This is a genomic window from Arthrobacter sp. NPDC056691 (assembly GCF_042791415.1).
Lineage (GTDB): Bacteria > Actinomycetota > Actinomycetes > Actinomycetales > Micrococcaceae > Arthrobacter.
In genome coordinates this window covers 101047-111375 of the sequence record NZ_JBHTXX010000015.1, presented here as the reverse complement: position 1 = coordinate 111375, position 10329 = coordinate 101047, and the positions used below count along the sequence as shown (strand labels likewise).

General features: G+C 66.7%; 11 protein-coding genes and 1 tRNA gene. 4 read left to right on the top strand and 8 right to left on the bottom strand.

Going from position 1 to position 10329, the window contains the following annotated elements; all coding sequences use genetic code 11:
* Positions 1 to 49: 49 nt before the first annotated feature.
* The 7 genes from ACFRAU_RS13845 to ACFRAU_RS13815 all read right to left on the bottom strand — a co-directional run bounded on the left by ACFRAU_RS13845 (position 50) and on the right by ACFRAU_RS13815 (position 7646).
* The gene (locus tag ACFRAU_RS13845; RefSeq protein ID WP_378000314.1) at positions 50 to 523 is read right to left on the bottom strand and encodes an SRPBCC family protein; all 474 of its coding nucleotides are present in this window, start codon (positions 521 to 523) and stop codon (positions 50 to 52) included.
* Positions 520 to 888 (bottom strand): ArsR/SmtB family transcription factor, encoded by a 369-nt coding sequence (locus tag ACFRAU_RS13840; protein WP_377996450.1) that lies wholly within the window; start codon positions 886 to 888, stop codon positions 520 to 522. The genes ACFRAU_RS13845 and ACFRAU_RS13840 overlap by 4 nt, the downstream gene beginning before the upstream one ends.
* A gap of 176 nt (positions 889 to 1064) precedes the next feature.
* On the bottom strand, positions 1065 to 1967 hold the full coding sequence (gene sucD, locus ACFRAU_RS13835; RefSeq protein ID WP_377996448.1) for a succinate--CoA ligase subunit alpha: 903 nt from the start codon (positions 1965 to 1967) through the stop codon (positions 1065 to 1067).
* A gap of 11 nt (positions 1968 to 1978) precedes the next feature.
* On the bottom strand, positions 1979 to 3148 hold the full coding sequence (gene sucC, locus ACFRAU_RS13830; RefSeq protein WP_377996447.1) for an ADP-forming succinate--CoA ligase subunit beta: 1170 nt from the start codon (positions 3146 to 3148) through the stop codon (positions 1979 to 1981).
* A 224-nt stretch (positions 3149 to 3372) separates the two neighbouring features.
* Complete coding sequence (locus ACFRAU_RS13825) at positions 3373 to 4104, bottom strand: hypothetical protein (protein WP_378000313.1); 732 nt, start codon at positions 4102 to 4104, stop codon at positions 3373 to 3375.
* A gap of 2 nt (positions 4105 to 4106) precedes the next feature.
* Positions 4107 to 6650 carry a DNA helicase PcrA gene (gene pcrA, locus ACFRAU_RS13820; RefSeq protein ID WP_378000312.1) on the bottom strand — a complete coding sequence of 848 codons (2544 nt, stop codon included), beginning with the start codon at positions 6648 to 6650 and terminating at the stop codon, positions 4107 to 4109.
* Between the two features lie 120 nt (positions 6651 to 6770).
* A complete protein-coding gene (locus ACFRAU_RS13815; protein WP_378000311.1) occupies positions 6771 to 7646 on the bottom strand; it encodes an inositol monophosphatase family protein in 876 nt (291 codons plus the stop codon).
* A gap of 77 nt (positions 7647 to 7723) precedes the next feature.
* Between ACFRAU_RS13815 and ACFRAU_RS13810 the strand changes: the two genes are divergently transcribed.
* Complete coding sequence (locus tag ACFRAU_RS13810; protein ID WP_378000310.1) at positions 7724 to 8383, top strand: hypothetical protein; 660 nt, start codon at positions 7724 to 7726, stop codon at positions 8381 to 8383.
* On the opposite strand, the gene ACFRAU_RS13805 is transcribed toward ACFRAU_RS13810, so the two are convergent.
* The gene (locus ACFRAU_RS13805; RefSeq protein ID WP_378000309.1) at positions 8380 to 9276 is read right to left on the bottom strand and encodes a hypothetical protein; all 897 of its coding nucleotides are present in this window, start codon (positions 9274 to 9276) and stop codon (positions 8380 to 8382) included. The genes ACFRAU_RS13810 and ACFRAU_RS13805 overlap by 4 nt on opposite strands.
* Between ACFRAU_RS13805 and ACFRAU_RS13800 the strand changes: the two genes are divergently transcribed.
* The 3 genes from ACFRAU_RS13800 (at position 9250) to ACFRAU_RS13790 (ending at position 10276) form a co-directional block, all read left to right on the top strand.
* Positions 9250 to 9322: transfer RNA gene (locus ACFRAU_RS13800), tRNA-Arg, on the top strand. The genes ACFRAU_RS13805 and ACFRAU_RS13800 overlap by 27 nt on opposite strands.
* Position 9323: 1 nt before the next feature.
* Positions 9324 to 9875 carry a DUF6314 family protein gene (locus ACFRAU_RS13795; protein ID WP_378000308.1) on the top strand — a complete coding sequence of 184 codons (552 nt, stop codon included), beginning with the start codon at positions 9324 to 9326 and terminating at the stop codon, positions 9873 to 9875.
* A complete protein-coding gene (locus ACFRAU_RS13790; RefSeq protein WP_377996437.1) occupies positions 9872 to 10276 on the top strand; it encodes an NUDIX domain-containing protein in 405 nt (134 codons plus the stop codon). Before ACFRAU_RS13795 ends, ACFRAU_RS13790 begins: the two co-directional genes overlap by 4 nt.
* Positions 10277 to 10329: the final 53 nt, after the last annotated feature.

Here is a 10329-nt window from a genome sequence, read left to right as displayed (position 1 = left end):
CCTTCAACGTAAAGGTCACCGGCCGCCGTCGGAAGCTAGGTTGTGCTGCCTATTTGGCCAGCAGTTCGTCGAGCCGCTCGTAGCCGTCGGTCATGCCGCCTTCCATTCCGGACTGGGCCATGCCGTCGCGTGCTTCCATGGTGGGGTAGACGGAATGGCCCCGCAGTCGGCACCGGTTTCCGCCGAGGTCCTCGAAGTGCATGAATTCGATGCTGACGACGTCCGGATAGCCGCTGAACTCGAAGGTCTGGATGGCGAACTCGTTCTCGCGGACTGTGTGGAAGATGCCGCTGAAGGCGTAGGTCACGCCGTCGGGACCGGTGTGGTTGTACAGGTAGCTGCCGCCGGAACGGAAGTCGTAGTGGTCGATGTCCACGTTGGTGCCGCGCGGGCCCAGCCACTGCGTGATGAGTTCGGGCTCGCGATGGGCACGGAAGACCTCCGCCACCGGAAAATCGAACTCCCGCTCGAAATCGATGAACGGGACGCCGTCAGGGACGGTGAGTTTAAGGGCGTTGCTCATGGTCGGTCCTTTGAACTGGTGCTGCCGCCGGAGGCGGTCTTGTTGCGGAGTACGGCATCGAGGTCCCGGAACTGCGCTTCGCGGACCAGCCGGTACTGGTCGATCCACGCGGTGAGCACCTCAAGCCGTGCGGGATTCAGGTGGACGGGCCGGCGCTGCGCGTCACGGCTCCGCGTGACCAGCTGCGCCTGCTCCAGGACCTGGATATGCTTCGAGACCGCCTGCTTGGAGATCGCGAAGGGTTCGGCCAGCTCATTGACGGTGGCAGGTCCCCGGCTGAGCCGGGAAATGAGGCGGCGGCGGACCGGATCCGACAGGGCCAGGAAGGCCGCGTTCAGAAGGTCGTCGTCATTGCTGGAATCCACTGCTTCTAACCTGGCTTCGTTATCAATCGAACTGTTTATCAACCATTAGGTTGATAACAACGATAGGCCTCCACGTACCTCGTGGCAAGGGGTTAAAAAGAAACGCGGGGTCACTCCTCGCCCAATCCGGGGGGTGGATCGGGCTGGGAGTGACCCCGCGTTGTCTGGGGTGCGCGTTACAGCGCTGCGAAGACCTCGCGCAGCAGCTTGGCGGTCTCGGACGGCGTCTTGCCGACCTTTACGCCGGCAGCCTCGAGGGCTTCCTTCTTGGCCTGGGCCGTACCGGCGGAACCGGAGACGATGGCGCCTGCGTGGCCCATGGTCTTGCCTTCCGGCGCGGTGAAGCCTGCCACGTAGCCGACGACCGGCTTGGTGACGTTGGCCTTGATGAAGTCGGCGGCACGCTCTTCGGCGTCGCCGCCGATTTCGCCGATCATCACGATGGCCTTGGTCTCCGGGTCAGCCTCGAACGCAGCCAGGGCGTCGATGTGGGTGGTGCCGATGATGGGGTCACCGCCGATGCCGATGGCCGTGGAGAAGCCGAGGTCGCGCAGTTCGTACATCATCTGGTAGGTCAGCGTGCCGGACTTGGACACGAGGCCGATGGGGCCCTTGCCCGTGATGTTGTTCGGCGTAATGCCAACCAGTGCCTCGCCGGGGGTGATGATGCCGGGGCAGTTCGGTCCGATGATGCGGGTGACCTGGTTGCCGTCAGCGTCAACCGTGGACTGGGCCAGTGCCCAGAACTCGGCGGAATCCTGGACCGGCACGCCTTCGGTGATGACGACGACAAGTCCGATGCCGGCCTCGATGGCTTCAACAACGGCGTTCTTGGTGAATGCCGGCGGCACGAAGACGATGGAGACGTCGGCGCCGGTTTCAGCCATGGCTTCCTTGACGGTGCCGAAGACGTTGATTTCGGTGTCGCCGTGCAGGACAGTGGTACCGGCCTTGCGGGCGTTGACGCCGCCCACAATGTTGGTGCCGGCCTTCAGCATCAGGGCGGTGTGCTTGGTGCCTTCGCCGCCGGTGATGCCCTGGACGATGACCTTGGAATCCTTGTTCAGATAGATAGACATGGTGCGTCCCTTTACTTAGCTGCGTTGGCGAGCTCGGCGGCCTTGTCGGCGCCCTCGTCCATGGTGGCGGCCAGGGTAACCAGCGGGTGGTTGGCCTCGGCCAGGATGCGGCGGCCTTCCTCAACGTTGTTGCCGTCGAGGCGGACGACCAGCGGCTTGTTCGCGTTGTGGCCCAGCTCGGCCAGGGCACCGACGATGCCCTTGGCGACGGCGTCACAGGCGGTGATGCCGCCGAAGACGTTCACGAACACGGACTTGACCTGTGCGTCGCCGAGGATGACGTCGAGGCCTGCAGCCATGACCTCGGCGGAGGCTCCGCCGCCGATGTCCAGGAAGTTGGCGGGCTTGACGTTGCCGTGGTTCTCGCCGGCGTAGGCGACAACGTCCAGGGTGGACATGACGAGGCCTGCACCGTTACCGATGATGCCGACTTCACCGTCCAGCTTGACGTAGTTCAGGTCCTGCGCCTTGGCCTTGGCCTCGAGCGGGTCTGCGGATTCCTTGTCCTCAAGCTGGGCGTGCTTGGGGTGGCGGAATTCGGCGTTCTCGTCGAGCGTGACCTTGCCGTCGAGGGCGACGATCTCGCCCGCGCCGGTCTTGACCAGCGGGTTGACCTCCACGAGGGTGGCGTCTTCCTTCTTGAAGACGTCCCAGAGCTTCAGAATGACGCCGGCGACCTTGCCGCGCAGTTCCTCAGCGAAGCCGGCCGCAGCGACGATTTCGTCAGCCTTGGCCTGGTCGATGCCCACGGCGGGGTCGATGGCTACCTTGGCCAGGGCGTCGGGCCGCTCAACAGCGAGCTGCTCGATCTCCATGCCGCCTTCAACCGAGCACATGGCCAGGTAGTTGCGGTTGGCCCGGTCCAGAAGGACGGAGAAGTAGTATTCCTCGGCGATGTCCGCACCCTGGGCGATCATCACCTTGTTGACGGTGTGGCCCTTGATGTCCATGCCCAGGATGTTGGTGGAGTGCTCAAGTGCCTCATCGGCGGACTTGGCAACCTTGACGCCGCCGGCCTTGCCGCGGCCTCCGACCTTAACCTGTGCCTTGACGACAGTTACGCCGCCGATCTTCTCGGCAGCTGCCTTTGCTTCTTCAGGGGTGTGCGCCACGATGCCGGCGAGCACGGGTACACCGTGCGCTTCGAACATATCGCGCGCCTGATATTCAAACAGGTCCACGGTTTAGTGTCCTTCTACGTCGAAGTAGTTTCTGTACAGCCGGACAACACCAAAAGGTGCGGACCGGGCTGCGGAATTAACGCGCCCTGCGGCAGGTCCGGAAACGAGCCACGCGGCGCAATGCTCCTTTGGGAACTCTAGTCCTTTGGAGGGACCGGCCCGTTCCAGACTACCTGTTCTGTGAGTAAGGACACTATTCTATGGACGGTAGAAAAACCCCGGGATTACGGGGTTTTTGGGACCTTGGCGGGCGCCGTTTGGACGTTTTTGCCGTTCCCGGAGATGAGTTCGTAATGATCCCGGCTGATAAAGAAACCGACGCCGCCTGAGACGTTGCCGCAGGCCACCCCGGAGCGGTATGCAGAGCACCGCAAACCGTTCCGTTCGAGGTTGCCGCCATCGGGCAGGACGGGAAACCTGGAGACGGGCCCGTCGGGTGTTCCCTTTGGCCCGTACTCGGCCTCCATCTGCGTGACGCCGGACCGGCATTCCCCGTACCGTGCCCGGTCAGGGGTCAGGAGTGCCGAGCCGCCCAGATAGCCGAGTCCGGTCCCGGAGCAGTCGTCACCACTGTCCGCGGCTGCCGGCGCCGGATACACCGCGAGCTCGCAGTGCGCCACGGGCACGGTGGCGAGTTTCGCATTGCCGGGATCGCTGAAGTTGTTGGTTTCGTAGGGCAGGTTGACGTGCGGCCCCCTGGCGGACGTCAGTGCACACACCACGTTCCGGTCCGCGGTGACGAACGCCAGCACGTCCTCCCCGGCGGCAAACGCGGCGGGGTCTGTGAGCGGCGCCTGGTTCAGCTGCTCCAGGGCGGGCAGCGGTGGCGGCGGTGTGTACTCCGGATCCGCGACGGTAACCGAACAGCCCGCCAGGGTCATTGAGAACAGGGCCAGCGCGAACAGCAGCGCCGGCGGCAGGCCGGCAGCAACGCGTTTCAGGCGCCGCACCGGCACGGTCAGGCGTCGATCTTGGTCAGCGGCGCGTACCGGAGCAGCAGCCGCTTCTCGCCGACGTCGAACTTCACCTTCGCTACGGTCTTGTCCCCGGCGCCTTCAACGGCGAGCACGGTGCCGTTGCCGAAGCTGGTGTGGTTGACCATGTCCCCCACGCTGACGGCAATGACTTCCTTCTGCGGTTGCACGCGGTTTTTCGCGACGGCGGCAGGGACGTCGGCGTTGAAGCCCGCCGAGGAATCCGCACGGTTGCCGCGGGCCGTTCCGGCACCCCAGAATGTTCCGCTGTAACGGCTCGATCCGATGGCGGCTCCGCTCCCCCAGCCCCCGACCTGCCGGCTGGTGCCCTCGCGCTTCCATTCGACGAGCTCGGACGGAATTTCCTCCAGGAACTGGCTGGCCGGGTTGTACTGGCTTTGCCCCCACATGCTGCGGACCTCGGAGCGCGTGACGTAGAGGCGCTTCCGGGCACGCGTCAGTCCCACGTAGGCGAGCCGGCGCTCCTCCGCCAGTTCCTTGGGGTCTGTGGCGGAACGCTGGTGCGGGAAGAGCCCGTGCTCCATGCCGGTCAGGAACACCACGGGGAATTCGAGGCCCTTGGCCGTGTGCAGGGTCATGAGCGTGACCACGCCCAGCCGCTTGGCCTCCGCCACGGCGGCGTCGATGTCAGCCCCTGGGGCGTCCGGAATCTGGTCGGCGTCGGCCACGAGCGAAACCTGTTCCAGGAAGGCCTCGAGGCTCCCTTCGGGGTTCTCCTGCTCGTATTCACGCACGACGGCGACAAGCTCGGCGAGGTTCTCCACCCGTGACTCGTCCTGCGGATCGTTGCTGGAGCGCAGTGTGGCGAGGTAGCCGGTCTGTTCCAGAACGGCTACCAGCGCAGCAGTGGCCCCGGAGCCTGCGGCGACCTCGGCGAGGTCGTCCAAAAGCTTCACGAAACCGAGCACCGCGTTGACGGAGCGGGTGGCCATGCCTGGCGCCTGGTCGGCGCGGCGGGCAGCTGCGATGAAGGAGGTGCGTTCCCGCTCGGCCAGGGCGGCAACGGCACCCTCGGCCCGGTCACCGATGCCGCGCTTGGGTTCGTTGAGGACACGGCGGAGGTTGACGTCGTCGTCCGGGTTGACCAGCACGCGCAGGTACGCCAGGGCGTCCTTGATTTCCTTGCGTTCGTAGAACCTGGTGCCGCCCACCACCTTGTACGGCAGACCGACCCGCACCAGGACATCTTCAATGGAACGCGACTGGGCGTTGGTGCGGTAGAAGATGGCGACGTCGCCGGGGCGGAGGTTGTCCTCGTCCTGGAGCCGGTCGATTTCCTTGGCGATGAACTGGGCTTCGTCGTGCTCGTTCTCGCCCACGTAGCCGATGATCTTGTGGCCTTCCCCCTCCGCGGTCCACAGCCTTTTCTCGGGGCGGTTGGGGTTGCGGGAGATGACGGAGTTGGCCGCGGTCAGGATGTTTTGGGTGGAGCGGTAGTTCTGCTCCAGCTTGATGGTGTGGGCGTCGGGGTAGTCCTTCTCGAACTCCACGATGTTGCGGATGTCCGCGCCGCGGAACGCGTAGATCGACTGGTCCGAGTCACCGACGACGGTGAGTTCCGCCGCTCCCGGCCCCTCGCCGACGATTTCCCGGACGAGGGCGTACTGCGCGTGGTTGGTGTCCTGGTATTCGTCCACGAGGACGTGCCGGAACCGGCGCCGGTAGGAGTCTGCGAGCGCCGGGAACGCCCTGAACATGTACACGGTCTCGGCGATCAGGTCATCGAAGTCCATGGCGTTGGCCTGGCGCAGCCGCTGGGTGTAGCCCGCGAAGACGTCGGCCACGGCGCTTTGGAAGGGATCCTTGTGGTTGGCGCTTGAGGCGAAGGAATCGGCGTCGATCAGTTCGTTCTTCAGCGCGGAGATCTTGTGCTGGATGGCCTTGGGCGCGAACTTCTTGGGGTCCAGGTCCAGGTTCTTGGCCACCAGCGTGATCAGCCGCAGGGAGTCGGCGGAGTCGTAGATGGAGAAGTTGGATTTCAGGCCGACGTTGGCGGCCTCGCGCCGCAGGATCCGGACGCAGGACGAGTGGAACGTGGAGATCCACATGGCTTTGGCCCTGCCGCCCACGAGGGCCTCGATGCGTTCGCGCATTTCGGCGGCGGCCTTGTTGGTGAACGTGATGGCCAGGATCTCGCCGTGGTGGGCCCGCTTGGTGGCGATCAGGTAGGCGATCCGGTTACTGAGGACGCGGGTTTTGCCGGAGCCGGCTCCGGCCACGATCAGGAGAGCCCTGCCGGAGTGTTTGACCGCCTCCTCCTGCTGCGGGTTCAGGCCCGCCAGCAGAGCCCCGGCGTCAGGAAGCTGGTGCCGGGCGTGCTCCTCCGCCCGGTCTCCTTCTGCCTGGCCGGCCGCCGGGCCAGCCACCGGGCGGCCTGCGGATCCGCCCGGGCCGCCGCCGAAAGCGGGCGTCATCAGCCCTGTTTCGGGGCGCGACCTGGTGCTGGCACCGGTGTGGGAACCAGCCTTGAACGGACCGTCAGCGTAGGGGTCAAACAACATATCCATGGTGACTACAAGTCTAGGCGGTGGGGCTGACACTGGAATCCGCCCTGTGGATAACCCGGCGCGCAGCGGAGACCTGGGCCCGCGAAACTCGCTCCGCGGCCAGATCCAGCCAGCGGAAACCTAGTCGACAGAGCCTGACTCGAGGGCGGCACGCAACTGGTGCACCGCCGTCGTTCCTCCCGCCATGAACCATTCCAGGCCGTTGACGCGGACGCTCCCGGCGACGCCGCCGGCCGCCGTCACGATCGCCTTCCCGGGGAGCCAGTCCCATTCGGGGCAGCTGTGCTGGAACCAGCAGCCAAGCTGGCCGTCTGCCACCCGCCCGAGGTCGCACGAGCCGGATCCGAGCATCCGCAGCGTGGCGGCCGACGTCGCGGCGGCGTGCCAGGGCATGGCGCACATCGGGTCGGAGAGCCAGCGCGGGTGGATGTAGGTGGCGGCGCCGAGGTCGGAGAGGTCTGCGGCGTTGCGGTTGGTTCCGTCCTCTTTGAAGGTGGTGACGGGATCGCCGTTGAGGGTGGTGGCGCGTTGCTTGCCGCCGATCCAGAGCTTGTCCTCCTCGGGCTGGAAAATGGCACCGAGGAGCACATCGGATTCGTCCTTCAGGGCGATGGCTGAGCACCAGTAGGTGGAGCCCTGGAGGAAGTTGTAGGTGCCGTCCACCGGGTCGATGACCCAGGTCCGCCCGCTGCTGCCGTGCACCGCGGCGCCTTCCTCGCCCAGGACGCCGTCGTCCGGGCGGCAGCGCTGCAGCTGCTCCAGCACATACGCTTCGGCCGCGTGGTCCGCGGCGGTGACGACGTCGGAGATCGAGGTCTTGCGCTGGGCGTCGAGGCCGCCCTGCCGCATCAGCAGGGCCAGCTGTCCGGCCTCCCGGACCAGTTGGGCCGCCAGCTCATAGTCATCGAGCCCGGGGCTCAGGTTGGTTGCGCTGTGTTTGCCCAGTTTGTGTCTGCCCAGTTCCGTCACGGTTCCCACCCTATCGGCGCCGGGCATGCGCTGCACAGCAGGCCTGGCATGCGGCGGGCCTGCTGACAGCAGGCCTGTGCACTGCGACGGGCGATAATGGACGCATGGCCAAGACACCTGCACAGCGGATCAAGAAGCACGGCGCGAAGGCCGCGGTACCCCAGCACCACCTGCCTCCGGTGATCAATCCCGGCACGGGCCCCACTCCCGCGAAGGCGCAGAACAACGCCAACCTGATTGTCATTGCCGGCGTGGTGGCCAGCCTGTTCCTGTTCTGGTACGTCCACCTGCTCACGCTGAACCAGCTCACGCAGCTGTCCGGCGGGCTGGCCATGCCCGATTCCGTGGTCGGCGGGTTCGACACCGGCTACGCCGAGCAGCTCCGCCGTGCCCTGGACGGGGACGCCCGCGGCCAGCTCAACTACGTCCACAAGACGGCGGGCACCCTGTTTCCGCTGATCTTCGGCTTCACCTGGCTGCTGCTGATCGGCACCAACGTGGCCCGGAAGGCGCTGCGCTGGGCGCTCTGGGCGCTGCCGCTGCTGTTCGTGGTGGTCCGGCTGTGGGGCAACGTCACCATTGATTCCATGATCGCGGCTGTAAACCTCGACGGCGGCCAGGTCGCCTTGGCATCGGGCCTCACCGTGGCCGGCTGGGTACTGTTCGTGGCCAGCCTTCTCGCCGGCGGCGCCGCCGTGTTCCTGGGGCGCCGGGCGTCGAAGAAAACCGCCATGCAAGAAGGAGCCACGCATCAAGGAGCCTAGGCGCTCCGGGCCGCCTGCGCCCGGGCGAAGGCCTTGCGCGCCTGCCGTTCCTGCCGGACGCGCTGGGCGATGACCAGGCCGGCGGCGGCGAGGCCGATGGTGATGGGGTAGCCCATCAGCCGCTCCAGGGTTCCCGGCTCGGGTACGTCCAGGCCGGTGACCGCTGCCGTGACAAGCGCGGCCGCGGACACCCCGCCGGAGGCCAGCACAAACCAGCCCAGCGGGGATTGCCGGAGCCACACCGTGCCGAGCAGCAGCAGCGCCAGGGACCCGGCGATGAAGTACATGACGGCTCCGGCGTAGTGCCAGCCGGACTCCAGGTCCTCCGGGACCAGCCCCACGATGATCGTTCCTGCGCCCGCCGTCCCGGTGAGGATCCGCGCCGCCACCGCCGAATACCAGGGCACTTCCCCGGAATGGATTGCCGCCACCCGGACACCGGCCCGTGCGGCCACGCGCAGCAGCGCCGAGCTCAGCAGCAGCGCGCCGAGCAGCATTCCCAGGCCCTGCGCCACGAAGGAGGAATTCATGAGCACGTGCAGCGGCGAACAGATGCTGCGGCCGTTGTAGAGCCCGCAGGTGAGGGCACCCAGGTCGCTGATGAGGCCGGTCCGCCGGCTGTAGGGGCCGGGTCCGGCCCAGGCCCCGATGACAGCGGCCTCCGCCACGAAATACTGGACGACGCTGAGCACCGCCCATGCCCCGATGTACTGCCGTGTGGAGGCGGTGTCTGGCAGGAACGTTTCCCGAAAGGCGGGGGCTTGAGCTGCGGCGGCCATGCCAAGAGCGTAGTACGGGCCGTCACCTTGTATGCTTGTAAGCGTGCCCGAACGGGCCGGTCCAAAACCCGGCCGCGGCGGGCGCCCGCCCTCGTAGCTCAGTGGATAGAGCACGGCTCTCCTAAAGCCGGTGTCGTTGGTTCGATTCCAATCGAGGGCACTTGAACCTGCAGCACCCGCCCGGGCTCCGCGACTATCTGCTGGGCACCCTGCCGGCGGACCCTTCCTCCGCCGACGTTCCCCATGCCGGGCGGTGGACCGTGGAACGGACCCTGCTGGACCGGGCCGCCGGCACCCGCGGCACCTTTACCGGCGTCGTGATTTTTTCTCCCGACGCCGACGGCGGACTCCGCTTCCACGAGGAAGGGACCGTGGCCTGGCCCGCCGCCGGTTTGCCAGCAGGGGACGGCGAAACCTTCACCGGCCCGGCCACCCGCGATTACCTGCTCCGACCCGCGGACACACCGGACGCCATGGACATGCTGTTTCCCGACGGCCGGCCGTTCCACCGGATGAGCTTCTCGCCGGAGGCCAGCCAGGACCGGCACTGGTGCGATCCGGACACCTACCGGGTCACGTACGTCCGCCACGGCGACGACGAGTTCAGCTACGCCTGGGATGTCACCGGCCCCCGCAAGGACCTCCTGCTGGAGTCTGTGCTGCGGCGGCTGCCCGCAACGGCGGCACCAAACCGGCTAGGCTCGAAACCGTGAATCCCCGCATCATCGTTTCCGCCGTGTGCGTCTACGACACCGCAGGCCGGCTCCTGACCGTCCGCAAGCGCGGCACGGACAAGTTCATGCATCCCGGCGGCAAGCCCGAGCCCGGCGAGACCGCGGTGCAGGCCGCGGCGCGGGAGCTCGAGGAGGAAGTCGGCATCACCGTCGATCCCCGCGAACTGACCCTCATGGGCGTCTGGCTGGCCGACGCCGCCAACGAGGCGGCCACGGAAATCGAAGCCACCGTCTTCACGGCACCGGGCACGTGGGTGGCGCACCCCTCCGCGGAGATCGCCGAGATCCGGTGGCTGGACCTCGCGGCGGAATGGCCCGGCGACCTGGCGCCGCTGCTCACGGACCACATCCTTCCGGCCCTGGCGGAATCCGGGCGCTGACTCCGAACTGCCGCGCCGAAGCGTGAGATCTCGTCGCTTTGCGCCGGGCTAAG

Excerpts from the sequence above, each read along its gene's own strand:
- ACFRAU_RS13845 (WP_378000314.1), bottom strand. The coding sequence starts at position 523 with ATGAGCAACGCCCTTAAACTCACCGTCCCTGACGGCGTCCCGTTCATC.
- ACFRAU_RS13810 (WP_378000310.1), top strand. The coding sequence starts at position 7,724 with ATGGCCAAGACACCTGCACAGCGGATCAAGAAGCACGGCGCGAAGGCC.
- pcrA (WP_378000312.1), bottom strand. The coding sequence starts at position 6,650 with ATGGATATGTTGTTTGACCCCTACGCTGACGGTCCGTTCAAGGCTGGT.
- ACFRAU_RS13815 (WP_378000311.1), bottom strand. The coding sequence starts at position 7,646 with ATGCCCGGCGCCGATAGGGTGGGAACCGTGACGGAACTGGGCAGACAC.
- sucD (WP_377996448.1), bottom strand. The coding sequence starts at position 1,967 with ATGTCTATCTATCTGAACAAGGATTCCAAGGTCATCGTCCAGGGCATC.